We start from the raw sequence: 21,473 nt of genomic DNA, 5'->3' as shown, positions 1-21,473 counted from the left end.
TCGCGGAAGTTACTTTCCAGTCGGAGTTAAGGGTCGGCTCCGTCTCGTGCCTCGTGAACTCCCACGAGACGGGGCCGACTTCCGGCGTCACGCACACGGAAGAAGCGCCACCCATGAGTTCTCACCTTCCCCCCGCCGACAAGGCGGCCGCGGCCGACACCGTGGCCGACCCCGCGGCCGGGGTCCATCCCGTCGACGAGATCCTGCCGCCCGGCCGGATGCTCGTCGCGAGCCTCCAGCACGTCGCCTCCATGTACGCCGGCGCGGTCTCGGTCCCGCTCGTCGTGGCCGTCGCCGCGAAGATGTCGCCGGGGGACACGGCCGTACTCATGGGCGGAAGCCTGCTGATGGCGGGCATCGCGACGCTGCTCCAGACGCTCGGCATCGGCAACTTCATCGGCTCGAAGCTCCCCTTCGTCAACGGCGTCTCGTTCGCCGGCGTCGGCGTCATGCTGACGATCATCGCGACGCAGGGCGGCGTCGAGGCGGGCATGCCGGTCGTCTTCGGCGCGATCATCGTGTCGAGCGTCTTCGGCTTCCTGGTCAGCTCGTACTTCTCACGCCTGGTCCGATTCTTCCCGCCGGTCGTCACGGGCTCGGTCATCACCCTGATCGGCGTCTCCCTCATCCCCGTCGCCTACGACTGGATCGTCGACGACTCGCCGACGGGCACCCCCGAGCCGCGCAGCATCGGCCTCGCGGGCGCGACGATCCTCGTCATGCTGCTGCTCCAGCGCTTCACGCGCGGCTTCCTCAAGCAGATCAGCATGCTCTTCGCGATGATCTTCGGTACGTTGCTCGCGATCCCCCTGGGCCTCGCCGACTTCTCCAAGCTGGACGACGCGGCACTGGTCGGCATCCCCTCCCCAATGCACTTCGGCGCCCCGGAGTTCAACCTCCCCGCGATCATCTCCATGTGCGTCGTGATGCTGGTCATCCTCACCGAGTCGACCGCCGACATGATCGCCCTCGGCAAGATCGTCGACAAGGAAGTCGACGAGAAGACCATCGCCCGCGGCCTGCGCGCCGACGCGCTCGGCTCCGCCCTCAGCCCGCTCTTCAACGCCTTCCACGCCAGCGCGTTCGCACAGAACATCGGCCTCGTCGTCATCTCCAAGGTGCGCAGCCGCTTCGTCGTGGCACTCAGCGGCGCGATCCTGGTCCTGATCGGCCTCAGCCCCGCTGCCGCCGCCCTGATCTCGGTCGTCCCCATGCCGGTCCTCGCCGCCGTCAGCCTCTTCCTCTTCGGCTCGATCGCCGTGAGCGGCATCCAGACCCTCCTCCAGGCCGACCTGCACCGGGGCGACAACGCACTGATCGTCGTGGTCACCCTGGGCGCGGGCCTCGCCCCCGCCCTCTCCGACGGCTTCTACGCCGCGTTCCCCGACTGGGCCCAGATCGTCCTCGGCTCGGGCATCTCCACGGGCTGCCTGCTCGCGGTGGCGCTGAACCTGGTCTTCAACCACCTGGGGGCCAAGGACGCTCCGGCCGCCGCGGAACCCGAGGCCGCCGTGACGCACTGAGCCGTGCACGCCGACGACGAGGGGGCCTCTCCGGCCGGGGAGGCCCCCTCGTCGTCGACCGCGGCCGTCCGGGTCAGCCCACCTGCCAGCAGGTGGAACCCTCGTCGTGCACCACGACACTGCCGGCCTCGACATGCGTCTTGTTGTCCACGCAGCCGTGTACGTCGCTGCCGTGGGCGGCCGCCGGGGAGGCGGCGAGGAAACCGACCGCCATCAGACCGGCCAGAGCGATCGAGATGCGCCGAAGCATGCTGTTCTCCTTCGAGTGGGGTGGACGGGGTTCTCGCCTCGACTCTTCATCAGCGGCCGTCGCGCCGCACGTCGAGACGCGCGGCCGGGTGGCGCGGGCCCCCGGCCCGCACCACGACGTGGACGTCGCATTCGTGCCAGACCGGAGGAGGGGTGCCCTGCTGGACTCGGAGCATGCCCGCACCCCTTGATTCCTTGCAGCTCCCTGCCCGCACGGCGAACCGCGGCGGCTGGCCGGCCGTCCTCGCCGTCACGGCGGGGATCTTCTCCATCGTCACCACCGAGATCCTGCCCATCGGCCTGCTCACCCCCATCGGCGACACCTTCGCCGCGTCGGACGGGACGGCCGGGCTGATGATGACCCTTCCGGGGCTGCTCGCCGCCGTCGCCGCGCCGGTCGTCACGGTCGGCGCGCGGGGCGTCGACCGGCGGCGCATGCTCTGCCTGCTCATGGTCGTGCTCGCCCTCGCGGACTTCCTCGCCGCATGGGCACCCGCGTACTGGCTGATGATGGTCTCCCGTGTCCTCGTCGGCCTCGTCATCGGCGCCTTCTGGTCCATCGGCTCGGGACTCGCCGACCGGCTCGTGCCCCAGGCGCAGGCGGGCCGGGCGACCGCCGTCATCTTCTCCGCCGTCCCGCTCGGCTCGGTGCTCGGCGTCCCCGCCGGTACATTCCTCGGCCAACTCGCGGGCTGGCGTGCCGCGTTCACCGCCATGGGCGTGCTGACACTCCTCGTCCTCGCCGCCCTCCTGCGGACCCTGCCGCCGCTGCCCCCGCAGCGCGCCACCCGGCTCACCGTCCTGCGCGAGCTGCTCGGGACGGCCCGCGTCCGCGTCGGCCTCGCCGCGACCTTCCTGATCGTCACGGCGCACTTCGGGACGTACACCTACGTCACACCGTTCCTCGCGGACGTGACCGACGCGGGCCCCGGACTGATCACCGCCTTCCTTCTCGCGTACGGCGTCGCGGGCATCGCCGGCAACTTCCTCGCCGGGGCGTGGGCGCGGCGCGAGCCCCGGCGGACCTTCGCGGCAGCGGCCACGCTGCTCGCCGGGGCGACACTGCTGCTTCCGGTCATCGGCGCGAACCAGTACGCCGCGCTCGCCCTGCTCCTGCTCTGGGGCCTCGCCTACGGAGCCGTGCCGGTCTGCTCCCAGACGTGGTTCGTCGGCGCCGCGCCACAGGCCCCCGAGGCAGCATCCGTGCTGTTCACGTCCTCGTTCCAGGCCACGATGTCGCTGGGCGCGCTGGCTGGCGGCATCGTCGTGGACTCGGCGTCCACCCGGCTGGTCATGGCGCTCGGCGGGATCGCCGCGCTCCTCGCGGCGGCGACGGTCTCGGCCTCGCGCCTCAGGCCGCCCCGGCCCTGAGGCGACGTACCGCCTCGGGACCCGTGAAGACCGTGCCGCCCTCGGCCGTCTGCTGCTCCAGATCCGTCACCGACCGCTCGAAGTAGTCGGCGCTCACGCCCGCGTCCCGCGCCGCCTGCGCCATGTTGCGGGCTCCGGTGAGGATGACGTCGAGCCCCTGCCGCAGCACCGGCACGGCCCCCGGCTCCCGGTCGGCGTCGATGTCGGCGGCGAACGCGGGCAGCACCCGCGCCATGTTCGTCAGCCACGGCACAAGCAGCTCGGTGAACCCGGCCGCGTCGCCCTCCTTGTGGGACGTCGCCATCGCCACCGAGTGGAAGAAGCCGCCGAACATCATGTCCATCGCGCTGAGCAGCGCCAGATCGTAGAGCGAGGCGATCCCCGCGTCGCCGCCCAGGTACTTGGCCGCGCCCATCGCCTCCAGCGTCGTGCGGTGCGCGGCGAAGTGCCGCTCCTGGCCGCTGTAGAGCAGGAAGGCCTCGGGGGTCGCGACGGTCGCGGGGATGGCCATGATCCCGCCGTCCAGATAGTCCGCGCCGACCCCGTTCGCCCAGGCCTCGGTCTGCCGCGCCTGCTCGGGGGTGCCGTTGCTGAGCTGTACGAGGGTCCGGCCGCGCAGGGCTGCCGCCACGGGTTCGAGGAGTGTCTGCGAGGACGCGTAGTCGAGGAGACAGACGAGGGTCAACGGGCTTGCCAGGACGGCCTCTTCCACCGAACCGGCCCGCACCGCCCCGCGCGCCACGAGGGCGTCGGCCTTGGCCGCGGTGCGGTTCCACACGGTGACGTGATGCCCGGCGTCGAGCAGGGCGCCGGCGAGGGCGGCGCCCATCTCGCCGAGGCCGATGACGGTGACGCGGGCGGGAGCGGGAGCGGGGGCTTGGGCGGAGGCGGGCTCGGGGGACGAGGGCGTGGCTGCGGTGGTCAAGACGGCTCCAGTACGAGGGGGCGGGCGGGCGAATCGGTGCGCGCCCACCCACCTTCGAACGGTTCGCGACCAGCTACAAGTACCTACTTTTTAGTGGGTGGTTACCGTCTGGTGCGTACGTCCGATGCCTCCTCGGGAGGTCGGTCCGATGCCTCTCCGGGAGGCCTAGCAGCGCGCGTCGCGCTCCGGCAGCTGCCCCGTCGCCAGATACCGGGTGACCACCTCGTCGCCGCACGCGTTGCCGTTCTTCAGGTACGCGTCGTGCCCCGTCGCGTCGACCGTCACCAGCGTCGCCCGCTCGCCGAGCGCCGCCCGCATCTTCAGGGCGCCGGCCAGCGGGGTTGCGGGGTCACGCTCGTTCTGGACGAGGAGGACATCGGACGGGCCGTCGTCCGTGATGCGCACCGGCGGCTCCTGCGCGCGGTACGGCCACGCGGCGCACAGCATCGCGTTGCGCGGCATGCCCTTCATCAGCGGGTACTTGACCCGGCTCTCGGCGACCCCCTTCGCGTACACGGCGGGAGACTTCGGCCACTCGATGTCGTTGCAGAGCGTCCCGGCGCCGACGGCCACGGCGTTCTGCAGCATCTCCGCCGGCGGAGCCTGCGGCGCGGGCGGCGCCTTGCCTTCCTGGGCGTCACGGATCAGCCGCGCCAGCCCGGCGAAGCGGTCGGTGTCGTACATGGCCGTGAGCACCGACTGCCGCAGGACGTCACCGCTCAGCTCCGCGGGATTCGCGCCGGGCCACGGGATCGGCTCGCGGTCCAACCGCGCGGCAAGCCGCAGCACGAGGGCACGTACCTCGCCCGGAGTCTTGGCGAGCCGCACCGAACTGCCGGGATCCGACGCCCACTTGGCGAACTCGGGGAATGTGTCGTCCACGCCCTGCTCGTGCGCGGCGAGCCAGCCGCGGCCGACCATCGCCGGGTCGGGGTTGTCGACGCTGTCGAGGACGACCCGGTCGGTGCGGTGCGGGAACAGCTCGCGGTAGACGGCGGTGGCGTACGTCCCGTACGAGACCGCCCACACGGACAGCTTCCGCTCGCCGAGCGCGGCCCGGACCCGGTCGAGGTCACGCGCGTTGTTCCGGGTGCTGATGTGCCGCAGCAGCTCGCCGCCGTTGCGGGCGCAGGCCTCGGACATGCGGCGCGCGTCCGCCATGTTCTCCGTGACCGATCCGTCGGCGGCGGGCCACGGCCGCTGCTTCGACGCCCCGAGGTCGGCGAGGTCGAAGTCGCAGCTGATCGGCGTCGACCGGCCCATGCCGCGCGGGTCGATGCCGATCAGGTCGTACTGCTCACGGAGCTGCCGGGGGAGCGTCTGCCCCTTCCCGGAGGGGTTGGCGAGGCCGGATTCGCCGGGCCCGCCGGGCGCCAGGAGCAGCGCGCCCCTGCGGGCGGAGGGCTTCTCGGCGGGGATGCGGGAGACGGCGACGCCGATCTTCTTGCCGTCGGGGTCGCCGTAGTCCATGGGGACCTCGACCGTGGCGCACTCCTGACGCGGGTCGAGCCCGGCGCCCTCGCACTTCTTCCAGTCGAGGGACGCTCCGGACAAGGGAGTTGAGGGTGCCGCGTTGGCAGCGACCGGGGCGGTGAGGCCGCCGAGGACGGCGGCGGACGCGACGAGCAAGAGGGAGGCGTGGCGCTTGGTCTTCGTCATGCCGTAGATCGTCGCCCGCGCGTCCCGGCGGCCACATCCTGCCCACTGATGAGCGGAACCGGGGGAATTACACCAGGTGCAGGCCCTCGTACCCCTAGGGGTACGAGGGCCTGCCGCCGCTCCGTCAGTCGATGCGGTACGAGTCCCCGTACACCTTCCACGCCAGCGGAGTGTCCAGGTTCAGGTTGCCCTTCTGGAGGAACACCCGCTGGGCCGTGTCCACCCGGCTGGTGTCGCTGTGCGCCTCCTCCTGCTCCATCGCCCAGACGCGCGCGTCCAGGAACGCGTTGAGGTAGTCCGTCTCGTCGCCGCCTTCCGAAGGGGGCTGCGCCTGCTCCAGCGCGAGCCTGCGGATATTGCTGAAGCTGGTGTCGTCGCCGCCGTCGCCGTGCATGACGATCGCGTCGTAGTACGCGAACTGGCCGAGCACACCGAGGCCGTCGGCCTTGCCCCGCTTGACGGCGGGGTTGAAGTAGACGCGGTCCCGTTCGTCGTTCTGTGCCTTCTGGAACTCGGGGTCCTCGGCGGCCTTCTCCCAGTCCGGCTTGTACGTGGGGTCCAGGCCCTCGTGGGAGTCGGTGCCGTCGACCTCGCGCAGGGCGGGCAGATACTTGGCGAGGATGTTGTCCGGCTTGCGCTCGGTGTAGAGCTCGACGAGGTCGAGCATGTCGCCGGTGCCGGAGCAGAAGCCGATGATCCCGGCGGTGTAGCCGCGTCCGTCGCCGATGTCCTCGCAGTAGCGGTAGTACTCCTTCCAGTTGAGGTCCGAGTTCTCCGCGCTGCAGACGATCTTCATGGCGATCTCCTTCTTCGCCGGATCGTCGAGTCCGCCGGCCTTGGCGGTGGGCGCGGCGCCGGCCGTCTGCGAAGCGATGACGGGACCGGCCACGAGCGAGGCGCCGATGAAGGCGAGCAGCGTGCGGCGTGAGGTGTGTATGCGGTGCGCGGGGGCGCGGTGGGGGGTGGGCACGGGGCCTCCAAGATGGGGGGTGAGGGCACTTCCGCGTTCTGTTAGGAAGGTTTCCTACCAGAGAATGCGGGTGACGTATACCCGTCAAGACACGTCAAGGTCCCTCAGGAGATGGAGACTCCGCTTCCGCCGAATGGCCGGACATCGCCCTGGGCGCCGACCCCATTGGTCCGTACGATCCCCTCGCTCACGCAATCCGCTCCACGCACCACAGGCACTTCTCCAACCCCCCTCCTCAGCAATGGAACGGAGAATCATGGCTGGTGCACTGCTGCTGAGCGGCGCCGTCGCGGCGCTGCTCGGCTCGACAATCCCCGCGCAGAACACGACCGCGACGCTCGACCCGCCCCCGGACAAGATCGTGATCGAGGTCGCGACGGTGAACGGCTCCGGCTGCCCCCTGGGCTCCGCGGCGGTCGCCGTCTCCGAGGACAACACGGCGTTCACGGTCACCTACAGCGACTACCTCGCCCAGGCGGGCGGCGGCGCGGACCCCACCGCGTTCCGCAAGAACTGCCAGCTCAACCTGGTCGTGCATGTCCCGCACGGCTTCACGTACGCGATCGCCAGCGCCGACTACCGCGGCTACGCCTCGCTCCAGCCGGGCGCCAAGGGCATCGAGAAGGCGTCGTACTACTTCCAGGGCTCGCCGGACACGGCCTCGATCAGCCATGAGTTCCGGGGCGCGTACAACGACAACTGGCAGGCCAGCGACACGACGGAGTGGGGTCAGCTCGTCTGGGCACCCTGTGGCGTGCAGCGGAACTTCAACATCAACACCGAGCTGCGCATCGACGCGGGCACCTCGGACCCCACGAAGACCAGCTTCATGACGATGGACTCGACGGACGGGGACATCAGCACGATCTACCACATGGCGTGGAAGGAGTGCCCGCGCTCCTGACCGCACTCGGCCGTGCCTCCGACTCCCGCCGGGGGCACGGTCGTTGTGGCGGCGGGTGTGTCAGCGCTTGGTTGTCAGTCGGTCGCGCACCTCCAGGGCGATCGTGACGTGTCGCTGGTGGGAGGGGTGGCGAGTGGTCTTGGCGGGTGTCCTTTGGTGTGCGGCGGAAGGGTGCCTGCGGTCCTGACCGGACGTGGCCGTGCCTCCGGCTGCCGCCGGGGGGTGCGGTCGTTGCGACGGGGGAGTGTCAGCCCTTGGCTGTCGGCCGGTCGCGCTCCTCCAGGGTGATCGTGTGCGTGTCGCTGGTGGGAGGGGTGGCGAGTGGTCCGGATGGGCGCCCTGTGGCGTGCGGCGGAAGGGTGCCCCGCGCTCCTGACCGCACTCGGCCGTGCCTCCGACTCCCGCGGAGGGCACGGTCGTTGTGGCGGCGGGTGTGTCAGCGCTTGGTTGTCAGTCGGTCGCGCACCTCCACGGCAATCGTGTACGTATCGCCCGCCGGCCGACCCGCCAATGGTCCCGGATCGCGGATCCAGCCGTTCTCCACCGCGAACCAGTCGACCGGCTTCGGTTCGCGTCCCTCCGTCAGGGCTGCCCTCAGTTCCTTGAAGTACGTGGACCAGCGCAGCCGGTAGAGTCCGCCGACCAGCCCGGCCCACTCCCGGTTGGCGTAGTCGCGGAGGCCCGCGTCCGCGCCCGAGCGGGTGCCCCACACGGTGAGCAGTGACAGCTGGTCGTACGCGAGCCGGTCCCGCTCCGTGGCGTCCGCGCCCCACGCGCGCGCGTCTGCCACCCAGCGGCCGAGCAGGTGGCGGGAATCGGTGGCCACCAGCTTGTCCAGCAGGTCAAGGAGGCCCAGCCAGTCGCGGGTCAGGGCGTCGAAGCGCGCCGAGTCCTTGGCGTCGTACGCCTCCTTGATGCGGGGGAGCAGGGTCCGGCTGCGATTGGAGAGCGCCTGGCGTGCCACGTCCAGGAGGTCGCGGCGGTACGCGGTCGAGTCCCGCAACCCGCGCCGCACGCCGAGCAGTTCACCGAGCGCCGGCTCGAAGTCCTCCGGCTTGTAGCGCAGCGCCTGGGGCGACCAGGCCGCCGCCGACTTCGCCGACAGGGCGGGGCGCGCCCCGAAGAGTCCGTCCGCGCCCTCGGACCACTCGTCGGCGCGGGTCGTGCCGTACGCGGTGCGGCGCAGGATGTCCCAGGCGGCGGCCGCGTGCGCGTCGGGGGCGCCGTAACGGGCGACGGACCACTCCGCGAACCACTCCTCAAGGTCCAATTCGCCTGTACGCCACGCCAGTTCGGAGAACAGCTCGAACGCGGCCGGGTTGTTGTCGGCGGCCTCCGGCATCAGCGAGATGCCGCGCAGCATGCTGCCGTCCTTGGTGCGCCACTTCTCGAACAGCTCGGCCCAGTCCGGGGTGTTGGCGCCCAGCGTCGTGTGCCCGCCGAAGTTCCAGATCGAGCCGAACGTGTAGGGCGTACCGTTCCAGTCGGACTCCCGGTCGGTGATCTTGGGGAAGCGGTCGGAGAGCCCGTCGATCACCAGCATCCGGGACTTGTCGATCGCGTCGACGATGGCCTTCGGGGGATTGCTCTGCCAGCCGAGGATCACCCAGGTCGCGCCGGGGTGCGCGGCCTGGAGCGCCTTCTCGACCGCCTTCGCCGCCTCCCCGACGGGTACGTCACCCGGCTTGCCGCCCTCGTGCAGGAGATCCATCTTGTACATCGTCGACGGCCCGAACAGCTCGTCCTGGGCGCGGTAGAACGCGGCGGCGACCCGGCCGAACTCCGCCGTGCGCGGATCCAGCCAGTCCGGCCGCGTGAACCCGACCCAGTCGCCCTGCGGCACGGTCCTCGCGCCGGGGTTCCGCGCGGCGAATTCGGGCGGGACGGTCCCGAAGTAGCCGGGAAACACAGGGGTCATGCCCAGTTCTCGCACACGGTCGGCAATGCGGCGGCCCAACGCGGCCCGCTGGTCAAGGAGTTGGGCCGACACCGGGTACGGAAACGCGGACATGTTCTGCAGCAGCCACCACGGCTGGTGCGCCGGCGCCGGGATCCACTCCCGCAACTCCTGGTCGGAGTAGCCGAACCGCCGGAACACCCGGTGATAGAGCGCGTCGGCACCGACGTACACAAGAATCTCGTTGTAGCCGTGCAGTGCCAGCACATCCAGCTCGCGCTCCCAGTACGACCAGTCGTGGTACGCCCCCGTGTAGCCGTCGTTGGTGTCGTTCAGGACGAAGCGGTGCGGGGTGTTGGCCCGGCCGGTCAGCGGTCTCTCCAGGCCCGGCAGCCGGTCGGGGAGGTTCACCTGGTCGCCCGCCCACGTCAGGCCGGCGTGCGCCGCGTGCTTCAAATAGTGCCGCAGGCCGGTGAGTTGGACGGCCGGGGTGGGGCCGCTGACCGTGATGTGCCCGCGCCGCCCCGACACCCGGAAGGCGTCGGCGGGACCCGAGGTCGTGAAGCTGAGCTGCTCCCAGTGCCGGGGGAGCAGCCGCCGGGCGGCGTCGGCGGCGGGTGATTTGGCGGCAGGGGTGCTGTTGGCGGCGGCTCCGGAACAGGCGACCGTGGCGCCGGTCGCGCCGGCTGCGGCGGCGAGGAAGGTGCGGCGGGCCAGGGGCATGGTGGTGGGATACCCTCCCGGTTCGGCGGTGCGCGACGGGCACGGACGGCGCCACCATGAACGGGGCCGCGAGCCGGGTCAAGGTCCCGCGCCGAACCCCGCCTTCCGTCCATCGCTTCGAAACCCGAACCGCCGGTGATACCGTCGGCGGATGACCGCACCGCTGCCCGGCCGGCCGACCGCGTCCTCCACCACCGGGCGCCCGCTGATGGCCGCCCTCGATCTCTTCGGGCGCCGCTGGAGCCTGCGGATCGTCTGGGAGCTGCGCGCGGAGCCGCTGGGCTTCCGCGCCCTGCGGGAGCGCTGCGACGCCATGTCGTCCAGCGTCCTGCGCCAGCGCCTGACTGAACTGCTCGAAGCGCGGCTCGTGCAGCAACTCCCCGACAGTTCCTATACGTTGACGGCGCTCGGCCGCGAGGCACATCAGGCGCTGCGACCCCTGGACGACTGGGCGCGGCGCTGGGCGACGGAGGTCAGCGCCGACTCGGCAACGGATCGGCGCTGAGCGCCTCGCCCATCAGCGAGACGGCCGCCCGCAGTGCGTGGAGCGGCCGAATCAGCAAGGACGCCTCGACCAACTCACCCCGTTCGTCGACCTGTTGGACGAACACGCCGTAGGCGGACTCCTCGGCGACGGTTGCGCTGAACGTCGTCACGCCGTGCCGCCCGTCACCCCCGGTGAACTCCCGCGCGGGCTCGATCCCGGCCAGACACTGCCCGATCTTCGGGAACAGGTGAGCCACGTCGTCCCGCCCCCGGTAGTCGGCGACCGGGCTGTGGAAGACCACGTCCGGCGCGAGCGGGAGCGGGGCCTTGCCGGGCGCGCCGGGTGCGAGTACATCACGTACGTCGAGACTCATCGGTGTCGCTCCTCCTGAAGCCGCACTGCTTCCCTGGCCACTGCTTCGATTTCCGAAGCGTACGCCCGTGGGGACCTCCCCGGAAGTCCACTAGCTGCTTCCGGAAGTCCAGGCGCCTGGGACCGCCGCTGCCGCTTGGGCCTTTGTCCCGCCCCCATGGGCGATCCGCCCTGCCGCCATGGGCGATCCACCCTGCCCCGACGGGCGATCCGCCCCGCCTCTCCCGGCCGCAAGTCCCGACGTCAGCGGCGGTCCATGCCCATAGATGACCCCTCGGCCGCCGACCTACGTTCGATTGCGGCGGCTCCAGAAGAGCGCGCCCACCGAAATCCCGAGGAAGGCAGCAGATGAAGCGCGTGCACAGGACAGCGGTCAAGGCGGAGATCGTCCGCGAGCCCGGAGCGAAGGAGACCACCCACCGCAAGCTCATCGACACACCGGACGGCGCCGACCGCTTCGTCCTCACCGAGTTCGAGGTGGCGCCGAACGGCTCGACCCCGCCCCACTTCCACGAGTGGGAGCACGAGATCTACGTACTCGAGGGCTCGATGGGACTCGTCATGCCGGACCAGGGCAAGACCGAGGAGGTCGGCCCCGGCGACGCCATCTTCATCCCCCGCAACGAGCCGCACGGATTCGTCACGGGACCCGGCCAGACCTGCCGCTTCCTGGTGGTCGCGCCCTGCGAACGGCCCCCGGTGCGCAATGTGTTCCTCTCCGACGACCCGTACGAGTACACGCAGAACCCCGAGTACGTGAGCCTGGTGGAGGGCGGCTCCCGGTGACCGAGTCGACGACTACGGCCGGCAGCCGGGCCCTCGCGCCCTACGAGGACGCCCCGGACCCCGGCCCGCTGCTCGCCCTGAACTTCGGCTTCGCCCGGGCCAGGGTCCTGGACACCGCCCTGGAGCTCGGCGTGTTCACCGGCCTCGTCCGGGGCCCGCGCGCCACCGAAGGCCTCGCCGCCGAACTGGGCTGCGACACCGACGCGTTACGGGCGCTGCTCGCCGCCCTGGCGGAACTCGGCCTGGTCGCGGACGGCGCGCTCACCGGCGCCCAGGAGAGCTGGACGCTCACCGCGGCGTCCCGCGCCCATCTGGTCGCGGGCGGCCGGGGCTACCTCGGTGACCACTTCGCGGAGGTGCTCCAGGAGTGGGACCAGTGGAGCGGCCTCACAGAACTGGTCCGCAAGGGCGGGCACGGCGGCGGAGACCTCGGCGTCCCCGCGGCGCGCGGACGCTTCCCCGGCATGTTCGGCGGGATCTTCCCGGTCGCCGTACGCACCGCCTTCCGGGCGGTGCGCGAGCTGGAGCTGACCGAGGCGGGCCGCGTGCTCGACTTCGCGGCGGGCAGCGGCGAATGGGGCATCGCCCTCGCCGTCGCCGACCCGGAGGCGCGAGTGGTCGCCCACGACGCCGCCGGACTCCTCGGCACGGCGCGCGAACGGGCAACGGAGTTCGGCGTGGCGGACCGGTTCCGGTTCGTCCCGGCCGACTTCCACCGTGCGCCGTTCCCCGACGGCTGCTTCGACACCGTCGTCCTGGCCCACCTGAGCCGCTTCACCGGACCGGATGCGACGGAGCGTCAGATCAAGGAGTGCGCCCGGCTGTTGCGGCGCGGCGGCACCCTCCTGGTCGTCGACGTGATGCGCCAGGAACCGGGGCGGCCCGCCCTGCACCGCCCGATGATCGCGCTGAGCCTCCTGGTGAACACGGCAGAAGGCGCGGTCCAAGACGAATCCGCGCACCGCACGGTCATGGAGACCTACGGAATCACGGCCAAGGAGTCCGTGACGCCCGGCCTCATCACCGTCCTGACAGGAGAAAGGCGCTAGTGGTGCGAGAAGTAGTGGTCACCGGGCTCGGTGTGGTCAGCCCGGCGGGCATCGGAACGGAAGAGTTGTGGCGAACGGTCTCGGCAGGAAGGAGCGTCACCAAGTCCCTCTCGGACATCGCGAGTTCGGCCCTCTTCGGCGACTTCGACTTCCTGTCGGACTCGATCGCCGAGGTCGACGGATTCGAGGAGCGGATACCGGCACTGCCGCCGGAGGTGCAACGGCTCGACCGGTACACGCAGTTCGCCGTCGCGGCCGCGTACGAGGCCGTGCTCGACGCGGGCCTGGAGCAGGGAACGTACGACCCCGAGCGGGCCGGACTCTCGCTGTCCACCGCGATCTGCGGCACCCCGAGGATGGAGGAGGAGTTCCTCCGCGTCACCGACGATGGCCGCAAGCCCATCGACCCGGCCAAGGCGGGCCGCGACCTGTATCTCGCGTCCATGTCGAACACACCGGGGACGATGCTGTCCGCGCTGCTCGGCATGCGCGGGCCCTGCGTGACCCTGTCGACCGGCTGCATCGGCGGCGTCGACGCGGTCGGCCACGCCTACGAGACGATCCGGCACGGCGACGCGGACGTGATGATCGCCGGCGCCAGCGAGGCCCCGATCACCCCGGTGACCGTGGCGTCCTTCGAGATCATCAACTGTCTCTCGCGGTCGCGCGCCGACCGCCCCGAGGCCGCCTCACGTCCCTACGACGCGGACCGCGACGGCTTCGTGCTCGGCGAGGGCTGCGGCATCGTCGTCCTGGAGTCGCGCGAGCACGCCGAGCGGCGCGGAGCCACCGCGTACATGACGGTCGACGGCTTCTCGCACACCTCCAACGCCGTGCACATGACCGATCTCCTCTCCGACGGCGCGGACCTGACCCGCGCCATGACACAGGCCGTAGCGGAGGCCGGCCTGCGTCCCGAGGACATCGATCACGTCAACTCGCACGGCAGCTCGACCCCGCAGAACGACACCTGCGAGACCAGCGCGCTCAAGCTCGCCCTCGGCGAGCGGGCCCGCGAGATCCCGGTGAACTCGGCGAAGTCGATGGTCGGCCACGCACTGGCCGCCGCGAGCGCCATGGAGATCGTGCTCTGCGCCCTGGAGTGCAGGCACTCCTTCGTCCACCCCACCGCCAACTACGAGACACCCGACCCGACGTGCGACCTCGACTACGTCCCCGGCGCGGGACGCCCGTGGCACGGCGAGACCATCCTCAAGGGCGCCAGCGGCTTCGCGGGCCTGCACGCGGCACTCGTCACCCGCGCCGTACGGGGCGACGAGGTACGGGAAGGGGCCCGCCGATGAGCGTCGTCATCACCGGCATCGGCGCGGTCACCCCCGCCGGCACCGGCATGGACGTCTTCTGGGACAGCGCACGCGCCGGCACCCCGCTGGTCAACGCCATCGACCGGTTCGACGCGTCGGAGTACGCCTGTGACGCCGCGGGCCAGTCCTGCTTCGACGCCCGCTCCCAACTGCCGTCCCGCTTCGTCAAGCGCACCGACCGCTTCACGCACCTGTCCGTGCACGCCGTGCGCCAGGCCCTCGCCGACGCCCGGATCACCGTGGGCGGCGAGGTCGCCGCCGAGCGCACCGGCGTCATGGTCGGCAACGTCCTGGGCGGCTGGGAGTTCGCCGAGCGCGAGCTGCGCAACCTGTGGACCGGCGGCCCGCGCGCCGTCAGCCCCTACCAGGCCACCGCCTGGTTCCCCGCCGCGCCGCAGGGCAACATCTGCATCGACCAGGGGATCAAGGGCCCGGCCCGTACGTACGTCGCCGACCGGGCCAGCGGCGCGTACGCGCTGATCGGCGCGGCCGAGTCGCTGCTCAGGGACCGCGCGGACGTCGTGGTCGCGGGCGGCGTGGAGGCACCCCTCTCGCCGTACGGCTGGCTCTGCATGGAGACCAGCGGCCTCGGCGCGAAGTCCCGCGGCTCGCTCGCCCCGCACGAGCTGTACCGCCCCTTCGACGCGGGGCACGGCGGCAGCGTCTTCGGCGAGGGCGCCGTGTTCCTGGTCATGGAGCGCCGCGAGCACGCCGAGCGGCGCGGCGCCACCATCCTCGGCGAGCTGGCCGGCTGGGGCGTCACGACGGACGGCTACATGCCGTACTACACCGTCGAACCGACCGGACAGATCCTCGGCAAGGCGATGCGGCGGGCCACCGAGCGGGCCGGGATCACCGGCGCCGACCTCGGCGCGGTCTTCGCGCACGGCTCGGGCATCCCCTTCGAGGACGTCACGGAGGGGTACGCGCTGCACGAGGCGTTCGGCACGGACACGGTCCGCCAACTCCCGGTCACCGCACCGAAGTCGGGCTTCGGCCACCTGCTCGGCGCCGCGGCACCCGCCGACACGGCGCTGGCGCTGCGGGCGATGCGCGAGAACGTCGTACCGCCGACCGTCAATCTGGACCGCAGGGCGCCGGGCATCGACCTCGACCTGGTCGCGGGCCAGGCGCGCCCCGTGCCCGGACTCGACCACACCCTCGTGGTGTCCCGGGGCCTGGGAGGTGTCAACGCATGTCTGTTGCTGAGGCGTTGACGACGACAGGGCTCGTCCCCGCATCGCCCGGCATCCGCGCCGTCGGCATCGACGTCGTCGACGTCGAGCGGCTGCGCGGCATGGTCGAGCGGCGCGGACAGCGGCTCGTCGACCGGCTGCTCACCGTCCACGAACAGGCCCTGTGCGACGGCGGTTCGCCCCGCCACCGCGCCAACCGCATGGCGGGCCGCATCGCCGCCAAGGAGGCCGTGCGCAAGGCGCTCGGCGGCCACGGCGAGGGCTGCGGCTGGCTGGACGTCGAGATCGGCCGCGACGCCTCCGGACAGCCGGTGCCGCGCCTGACGGGCCGCGCCGACGAGGCCTTACGGCGCGCGGCGTTCGGCGGACTGCACGTGAGCATCTCGCACGAGGCGGGCGTGGCGATCGCGATCGCGGTCGCCGACTGACGGTGACCCAAGAACAGTAACTACCCAAAGGAGTAAGTGAGTTCCATGGATGTACGACAGAACGTGGTCACCGTCATGCGCGGTGCGGGCTTCCAGAGCGAGGAGCTGACGGACGATCAGCGCCTCGCCGAGGACCTGGACATCGACTCGACCGAACTGGTCGAGGTGATCGTCGCCCTGGAGCAGCACTTCGGCATCAGCGTCGACGCGGACGCCGAGGGCGGCTTCCACACCTTCCGCGATCTCGTCGACTGCGTGGAGCGCCTGCTGTCCGCGGGTGCCCCGGTGACGGTGGGGAGCTGAGATGCCCAGGATCGAGAACAGCGTCGTGATCGCGGCCGACGCCCAGCACGTCTTCGACGTCACCAACGACATCGGCCGCTGGCCCGACCTCTTCGACGAGTACAACAAGGCGGAAGTCGTCTCCGAGGAGCGCGAGGGCCGCTGGACCGAGATCCTCTTCGAGCTGACCAACCCCGAGGGAAGCACCTGGAGTTCCTGGCGGCTCCTCGACCACCGGGAGCTGACGGCGGTCGCCGAGCGGCGCGCCCCGCTCTACCCGTTCCGCTACATGCACCTGAAGTGGAGCTACCGGCAGGTGCCCGAGGGGACGCTCATGACCTGGGTCCAGGACTTCGAGGTCGACGACGCGTTCGATGTCCCGCTGCCGACCGTCGTGGAGCGCATGAACACGCACACCCGGCAGAACCAGGAGGGCATCAAGCGGAAGATCGAGTCCGGGGTCTGAGTGTCCCGTGCCCATCGCCGTCACGGGGGTCATCGCGATGGACCACCTCATCACCCTTCCGGGCCGCTTCACCGAGCGGCCGGCCACCGACGGCCGGCCGCACCTCGGCTCCCTGACGTTCCTCGCCGAACGCGTGGAGAGCCGCCGGGGCGGCACAGCCGCCAACACCGCCTATGGACTCGGCAGGCTCGGCCAGGACCCGGTCCTGGTCGGCGTCGCCGGTTCCGACTTCACCGACTACCAGCTGTGGCTCAAGCAGCACGGCGTCGACACCGACTCCGTGCGGGTCGTCCCCGGCGAGTCGACCGCGCGCCAAGTGCACGCGACCGACATCGACGGCCGCTCGATCAGCACCTTCCGGCCCGGGGCGGCACGGCACGCCCGCCCCCGCTCCCTGCGCTCGGTCGCCGAACGCACGGGCGGCATCGGCCTGGTGATGATCGCGCCGGACGATCCGCCGACGATGCTCCGGTACGCCCAGGAGTGCCGCTCGCTGGGGCTGCCGTTCGCGGTGCGTCCGGCGCGTCCGGAGCTCTCCGTCCTGGGGAGGGCGGAAGCCAAGTCCCTTGTGTCGGGGGCCCGTTGCCTCTTCACCTCCGGCGGCCACGAGTCCACGCTCCTGACGGAGACCACCGGCTGGACCGCGCGGCAGCTCCTCGGCCGGGTCGGCGTGTGGGTGACGGCTCTCGGCCCGGCGGGCGTTGTCGTCGAGCGGTCGGGACACCGCCCGACACTCGTCCCCGCGACCGAGCCGGTCACCGTGGTCGACCGGGCCGGGGCCGGGGACGCGCTGCGGGCCGGCTTCCTGGCGGGCCTGGCACGGGGTACGCCGCCGGAGCGCGCGGCCCAACTCGGCTGCGCACTCGCCTCGTTCGCCGTGGAGTGGCGGGGCCCGCAGCAGTACCCGATGGACGTACGCGTGCTCCTGAACCGGGTCAGGGCCGCCTACGGGCACACGGCGGCGGCATCGATCCGCCGGCTGCTGACGTACGCGAACTGAGCTGACGTACGCGAACTGACCAGACGTACGTGAACCGACCGGCATGAACTGAAGAACATGGAGAGGGAATGTACGTAGACCTGAGCATCCCCATCAGCCGCCGCGCCCCCGGCGTCGAGTTCGAGCAGTGGCTGCACCGCGACGGCATCCGCCATCTGTCCCGCAGGATCCGCGCGCTGCCCGGCGACAGCAGGAGGGACCGGTACCTCAACTACTGGCGCTGGCTCATCGGCGCCCGCCGCCTGCGTGAGCGCGATCTGCCCGACGGCTGCTTCCTCTCCAACGAGTTCTACCGGATGTCCGTGCACCAGGGCACGCACGTGGACGCACCCTTCCACTACGGCCCCGAGTGCGCGGGCGAGCCCGCGAAGAAGGTGATGGACCTGCCCCTGGAGTGGTTCAGCGGCCCCGGTGTCGTCATCGACGTACGCGGCAGGGGCGGCGGCAGGGTCACGGCAGCCGACGTCAAGGAGGCGCTGGGCGAGGCGGGTCCGACGGTCGGGCCGGGCACGGTGGCACTGTTCCGAACGGACTCCGATCTGCGGCTCGGCACCCCCGCGTACTACACGGAGTCCACCGCGATCACCCCCGAGGCGGTCGACCACCTGCTCGACCTCGGCGTGAAGGTGCTCGGCACGGACTGCTGGAGCTTCGACGGCCCGGCGCGCGCGATGGTGGAGTCCTACTACGGCACGCGCGACCCCGGCGCGCTCTGGCCGACGCATCTGCACGGCAGAAAGCGGGAGTTCATCCAGATCGAGGGTCTGGCGGGCCTGCGCGGACTGCCGCGGGGCCCCTTCACCTTCATGGCCTTCCCGATCGCCCTGGCGGACGCGGGCGCGGCGTGGTGCAGGGCGGTGGCACACGTACCGAAACAGTCCTGAATTGCTCAATTACTCAGGTATTCCACCCAACTTATGGATCGGTGGCGAGATCCCCTTGACGGCCGAGCGAGCGTTTCGCGTAGAGCACCGTCTGTACGCGATTGGGTGTGCCGAGCTTGGCGTAGATACGGCTGAGATAGTTGCGGACGGTCTTCGGCCGTATCCCGAGATGAGTGGCGATGCAATCCGTCTCGTGGTCGTCGGCGACCAGTGAAAGGATCTGCCGTTCGCGTTCGGTCAGCATCGCGAGGGGCGAGTCGTCACCGCAGCCGCGCCCCGCCATCAGCTGCAGGATGGGGCCCGCGGTGGCCGCCGTGAACGCGGCGCCGTCGCGGTGCACGGCGAGCAGCGTCGCGCGCAGCTCGCCCGCGTCGATGCTGCGGGAGAGATAGGCGTTGGCACCGGCCACGAAGGCTTCTCGCATGTAGACCGGCTGCTGGTTCGAGGAGAGGATGACGATCCGTACGTGGCCGGATTCGCGCCGGACCGCCCGGATCGCGTCCACACCGCCCGTGCCGGCCACGCCGAGCCCCATCACGACGATCTGCGGGCGGTGCCTGCGCAACTGTGCGACGGCGGATGCCGCGTCGTGCGTGATCGACACCACGGAGAATTCCGTAAAGCCGTCGAGAAGTTTTCGGAATCCTTCGAGCACGAGCTGCTCGCTGTCGACGAGCAGGACCCTGATCGATGACATTGATGATCCCCCTGGGTTCCGCAATCACGACTGTGAAAGATCAGAACATGAGGGCATCGGACATCGGGTGGCGCCATGTGTCGTACTCCCTGCCCCCGTTGGCTGATTTCCATCGTCGACGAATATCTGCCTGTTTCGATGCTACACCACCGGCGGATTCACTCTTCTGATTAAGACTCAATTAAAAATCGGTCATTTCGGAGTCACGGATTCCTTTCTCGATTGATCGAATTTCACGGCAATTTCACGGCCCTCGGTGGAGGCGCCGAGGGCCGGTGCCGCTCCTTCCTCCCCGCTGCCGCCAGTCATCGGATGGATGCCCCACACCCAGCCCAACATCGCACCCATGATGACCAGTTGGGCGCATTGACATCCGATGTATTCATCTCTACGTTCCCGAGCGACGCCTCAACCTCAGGAGCCGCCCCATGCGCAAGAGAGCCGCCGGAACAGCCCTGATCCTCGCCGCCTCGTTGGCGGCGACCGCCGCACCGATGGCGACCGCGATGCCGGATCGCGCGCCGACTCGGGACACGGCCACGGCCACGGACACGGCCGCAGGCCCCGGCACCGACCACGCGACGGACGACCCCTTCACCGCCGACCGCACCAGCTGGTTCCGCCAGGACCGCTTCGGCATGTTCATCCACTTCGGCGCGTACTCGAACCTGGAGGGCGAGTACAAGAAGGCCGACGGCACGGTCTGCCGGGACGCCGAGTGGATCCAGCGCCAGTGCGACATCCCCAAGGAGGAGTACGAGAAGCAGGCCGCGACGTTCAACCCCGCGGACTTCGACGCCAAGGCCGTGGTGAAGGCGGCCAAGGACGCGGGCATGCGCTACATCGTCATCACGTCAAAACACCACGAGGGCTACGCGATGTGGCCCACGAAGGTCAACGACTGGAACCTGCGCGACCACTCCTCCTTCGACAAGAACCGCGACATCCTCGCGGAGCTGAAGAAGGCATCCGACGACGCGGGCATCAAGCTCGGCTTCTACTACTCGATCTGGGACTGGCACGACAAGGACTTCCCCGACCCGGCCACGTTCCCCCAGTACGAGAAGCGGATGCGCGCGCAGCTGAAGGAGCTGGTGGACAACTACGACCCGGCGCTCCTGTGGTTCGACGGAGAGTGGGACACGGACAAACCCAACAACCCCTGGACGGCAAGGGACGGCGAGAAGCTGGAGGCCTACCTCCGTGACCTCGACCCCGACCTGATCATCAACAACCGCGTGGGCAAGCGCCGCGTGGTCGACGGCGACTACGGCACCCCCGAGCAGGAGATCCCCGGCGCCCCGGTGGACGGCCAACTCTGGGAATCCTGCATGACGTTGAACGGCCACTGGGGCTTCGCGCGCTACGACACCAACTGGAAGTCGTCGTCGACCCTGGTCCGCAACCTCCTCTCCACCACGTCCCGCAGCGGCAACTACCTCCTGAACGTCGGCCCCGACGCCCGAGGCCGCGTCCCGCAGCCCTCCGTCGACCGCCTGAAGCAGATGGGCGACTGGCTGCGTACGGCGGGCCAGGGCGAGGCGGTGTTCGGGGCGCGCTACGGCGGCCTAGTCGAGGAGCCGACATGGGGTTCGGTGAGCCGCAAGGGCAACAAGCTGTACGCGGCGGTCACACAGTGGCCGGCGGCCGGCTCGGCCCTGCACCTGAAGGCACGTACGGACTTCAAGGTCACATCGGCGCGGGTGCTCGGCAGCGACCAGAAGGTGACCGTCACCAAGTCCGGCGACGGCTACGACCTCAAGCCTTCGGGCGCCGCCACGAACGACACGGCCACGGTCATCGAGCTGAAGGTCGACCCCGGCCCGACGGCCCGCCCCGGCAAGGGCAAGGGCCTGAAGCAGGAGATCTTCGACAACGCGGAGCTTTCCGGCACCCCGAAGATCACCCGCACCGACCCGACGGTGAACCACGCCTGGAAGTACGAGGGTTCACCGGCGCCGAGCATCCCCTCCGACAAGTTCGGCATCCGCTGGACCGGCAAGCTGGAGCCGCGCCGCACGGAGACGTACACGCTGACGACCGTCTCGGACGACGTGGCCCGCGTCTGGATCGACGGCAAGCTGGTCATCGACTCCTGGACCCCTCATGAGCCGAAGATCGACAAGACCCAGGTGAGCCTGAAGGCGGGCACCCGTCACTCCATCAAGATCGAATACGCGGAGAACACGGGCGAGGCACACATGAAGCTGCTGTGGTCGAGCCCCGGCCAGGAGCAACAGGTCATTCCTGCTTCGCAGTTGTACCGGGGCTGAGGTCAGC

The 21,473-nt window shown here is 70.5% G+C and carries 22 protein-coding genes; 14 read left to right on the top strand and 8 right to left on the bottom strand.

Annotation, left to right across the window (positions count from 1 at the left end; all coding sequences use genetic code 11):
* Positions 1-113: 113 nt before the first annotated feature.
* Positions 114-1,523, top strand: coding sequence for a nucleobase:cation symporter-2 family protein (locus tag ACIBKX_RS13825; RefSeq protein WP_363275805.1), 1,410 nt, complete (start codon positions 114-116; stop codon positions 1,521-1,523).
* A 73-nt stretch (positions 1,524-1,596) separates the two neighbouring features.
* Here ACIBKX_RS13825 and ACIBKX_RS13820 read toward each other — a convergent pair whose 3' ends face one another.
* A complete protein-coding gene (locus ACIBKX_RS13820) occupies positions 1,597-1,773 on the bottom strand; it encodes a hypothetical protein (protein ID WP_363275806.1) in 177 nt (58 codons plus the stop codon).
* A gap of 49 nt (positions 1,774-1,822) precedes the next feature.
* Positions 1,823-1,948, bottom strand: a complete 126-nt coding sequence (locus tag ACIBKX_RS13815; RefSeq protein ID WP_363275807.1) for a hypothetical protein — start codon at positions 1,946-1,948, stop codon at positions 1,823-1,825.
* Here ACIBKX_RS13815 and ACIBKX_RS13810 point away from each other — a divergent pair.
* Complete coding sequence (locus tag ACIBKX_RS13810; protein WP_363275808.1) at positions 1,947-3,143, top strand: MFS transporter; 1,197 nt, start codon at positions 1,947-1,949, stop codon at positions 3,141-3,143. The genes ACIBKX_RS13815 and ACIBKX_RS13810 overlap by 2 nt on opposite strands.
* On the opposite strand, the gene ACIBKX_RS13805 is transcribed toward ACIBKX_RS13810, so the two are convergent.
* From ACIBKX_RS13805 to ACIBKX_RS13795, 3 genes are all read right to left on the bottom strand, one after another.
* Complete coding sequence (locus ACIBKX_RS13805; RefSeq protein WP_363275809.1) at positions 3,124-4,068, bottom strand: NAD(P)-binding domain-containing protein; 945 nt, start codon at positions 4,066-4,068, stop codon at positions 3,124-3,126. The two genes, ACIBKX_RS13810 and ACIBKX_RS13805, sit on opposite strands and share 20 nt — an antisense overlap.
* Positions 4,069-4,233: 165 nt before the next feature.
* Positions 4,234-5,727: an alpha/beta fold hydrolase gene (locus ACIBKX_RS13800; protein ID WP_363275810.1), complete on the bottom strand. Its 1,494-nt coding sequence runs from the start codon at positions 5,725-5,727 to the stop codon at positions 4,234-4,236.
* A 124-nt stretch (positions 5,728-5,851) separates the two neighbouring features.
* Positions 5,852-6,697 carry a chitosanase gene (locus ACIBKX_RS13795; protein WP_363275811.1) on the bottom strand — a complete coding sequence of 282 codons (846 nt, stop codon included), beginning with the start codon at positions 6,695-6,697 and terminating at the stop codon, positions 5,852-5,854.
* A 256-nt stretch (positions 6,698-6,953) separates the two neighbouring features.
* On the opposite strand from ACIBKX_RS13795, the gene ACIBKX_RS13790 reads away from it, so the two are divergent.
* Entirely contained in the window at positions 6,954-7,601 is a 648-nt protein-coding gene (locus ACIBKX_RS13790) for a DUF4360 domain-containing protein (protein ID WP_363275812.1), read from the top strand.
* Positions 7,602-8,037: 436 nt separating this feature from the next.
* Here ACIBKX_RS13790 and ACIBKX_RS13785 read toward each other — a convergent pair whose 3' ends face one another.
* Positions 8,038-10,221, bottom strand: coding sequence for an alpha-N-acetylglucosaminidase (locus tag ACIBKX_RS13785; protein WP_363275813.1), 2,184 nt, complete (start codon positions 10,219-10,221; stop codon positions 8,038-8,040).
* A 151-nt stretch (positions 10,222-10,372) separates the two neighbouring features.
* Between ACIBKX_RS13785 and ACIBKX_RS13780 the strand changes: the two genes are divergently transcribed.
* On the top strand, positions 10,373-10,726 hold the full coding sequence (locus ACIBKX_RS13780; RefSeq protein ID WP_363275814.1) for a helix-turn-helix domain-containing protein: 354 nt from the start codon (positions 10,373-10,375) through the stop codon (positions 10,724-10,726).
* Here ACIBKX_RS13780 and ACIBKX_RS13775 read toward each other — a convergent pair.
* Positions 10,695-11,081 carry a hypothetical protein gene (locus ACIBKX_RS13775; protein ID WP_363275815.1) on the bottom strand — a complete coding sequence of 129 codons (387 nt, stop codon included), beginning with the start codon at positions 11,079-11,081 and terminating at the stop codon, positions 10,695-10,697. The genes ACIBKX_RS13780 and ACIBKX_RS13775 overlap by 32 nt on opposite strands.
* 347 nt (positions 11,082-11,428) lie before the next feature.
* Here ACIBKX_RS13775 and ACIBKX_RS13770 point away from each other — a divergent pair, with 347 nt between their 5' ends.
* From ACIBKX_RS13770 to ACIBKX_RS13730, 9 genes are all read left to right on the top strand, one after another.
* The gene (locus ACIBKX_RS13770) at positions 11,429-11,866 is read left to right on the top strand and encodes a cupin domain-containing protein (protein WP_363275816.1); all 438 of its coding nucleotides are present in this window, start codon (positions 11,429-11,431) and stop codon (positions 11,864-11,866) included.
* A complete protein-coding gene (locus ACIBKX_RS13765; RefSeq protein WP_399375753.1) occupies positions 11,863-12,915 on the top strand; it encodes a methyltransferase domain-containing protein in 1,053 nt (350 codons plus the stop codon). Before ACIBKX_RS13770 ends, ACIBKX_RS13765 begins: the two co-directional genes overlap by 4 nt.
* Positions 12,915-14,219 (top strand): beta-ketoacyl-[acyl-carrier-protein] synthase family protein, encoded by a 1,305-nt coding sequence (locus ACIBKX_RS13760; RefSeq protein WP_399375752.1) that lies wholly within the window; start codon positions 12,915-12,917, stop codon positions 14,217-14,219. Before ACIBKX_RS13765 ends, ACIBKX_RS13760 begins: the two co-directional genes overlap by 1 nt.
* The gene (locus ACIBKX_RS13755) at positions 14,216-15,457 is read left to right on the top strand and encodes a beta-ketoacyl-[acyl-carrier-protein] synthase family protein (protein WP_363275819.1); all 1,242 of its coding nucleotides are present in this window, start codon (positions 14,216-14,218) and stop codon (positions 15,455-15,457) included. The genes ACIBKX_RS13760 and ACIBKX_RS13755 overlap by 4 nt, the downstream gene beginning before the upstream one ends.
* A complete protein-coding gene (gene acpS, locus ACIBKX_RS13750) occupies positions 15,436-15,864 on the top strand; it encodes a holo-ACP synthase (protein WP_363275820.1) in 429 nt (142 codons plus the stop codon). Before ACIBKX_RS13755 ends, acpS begins: the two co-directional genes overlap by 22 nt.
* Before the next feature lie 45 nt (positions 15,865-15,909).
* Complete coding sequence (locus ACIBKX_RS13745) at positions 15,910-16,167, top strand: acyl carrier protein (protein WP_363275821.1); 258 nt, start codon at positions 15,910-15,912, stop codon at positions 16,165-16,167.
* 1 nt (position 16,168) lies between these two features.
* Positions 16,169-16,612: an SRPBCC family protein gene (locus ACIBKX_RS13740; protein WP_363275822.1), complete on the top strand. Its 444-nt coding sequence runs from the start codon at positions 16,169-16,171 to the stop codon at positions 16,610-16,612.
* Between the two features lie 7 nt (positions 16,613-16,619).
* Complete coding sequence (locus ACIBKX_RS13735) at positions 16,620-17,612, top strand: PfkB family carbohydrate kinase (protein ID WP_363275823.1); 993 nt, start codon at positions 16,620-16,622, stop codon at positions 17,610-17,612.
* Between the two features lie 68 nt (positions 17,613-17,680).
* The gene (locus tag ACIBKX_RS13730; protein WP_363275824.1) at positions 17,681-18,496 is read left to right on the top strand and encodes a cyclase family protein; all 816 of its coding nucleotides are present in this window, start codon (positions 17,681-17,683) and stop codon (positions 18,494-18,496) included.
* A 31-nt stretch (positions 18,497-18,527) separates the two neighbouring features.
* On the opposite strand, the gene ACIBKX_RS13725 is transcribed toward ACIBKX_RS13730, so the two are convergent.
* The gene (locus tag ACIBKX_RS13725) at positions 18,528-19,193 is read right to left on the bottom strand and encodes a response regulator transcription factor (RefSeq protein WP_363275825.1); all 666 of its coding nucleotides are present in this window, start codon (positions 19,191-19,193) and stop codon (positions 18,528-18,530) included.
* Positions 19,194-19,621: 428 nt separating this feature from the next.
* Between ACIBKX_RS13725 and ACIBKX_RS13720 the strand changes: the two genes are divergently transcribed.
* Positions 19,622-21,466 (top strand): alpha-L-fucosidase, encoded by a 1,845-nt coding sequence (locus tag ACIBKX_RS13720; protein ID WP_363275826.1) that lies wholly within the window; start codon positions 19,622-19,624, stop codon positions 21,464-21,466.
* The last annotated feature ends 7 nt before the right edge of the window (positions 21,467-21,473 follow it).

It is taken from the genome of Streptomyces sp. NPDC050658 (assembly GCF_044457025.1).
In the GTDB taxonomy this organism is placed as follows: Bacteria; Actinomycetota; Actinomycetes; order Streptomycetales; family Streptomycetaceae; genus Streptomyces.
Note: the sequence above shows the minus strand (reverse complement) of the source record. Positions and strands in the feature narration are given on the sequence as shown.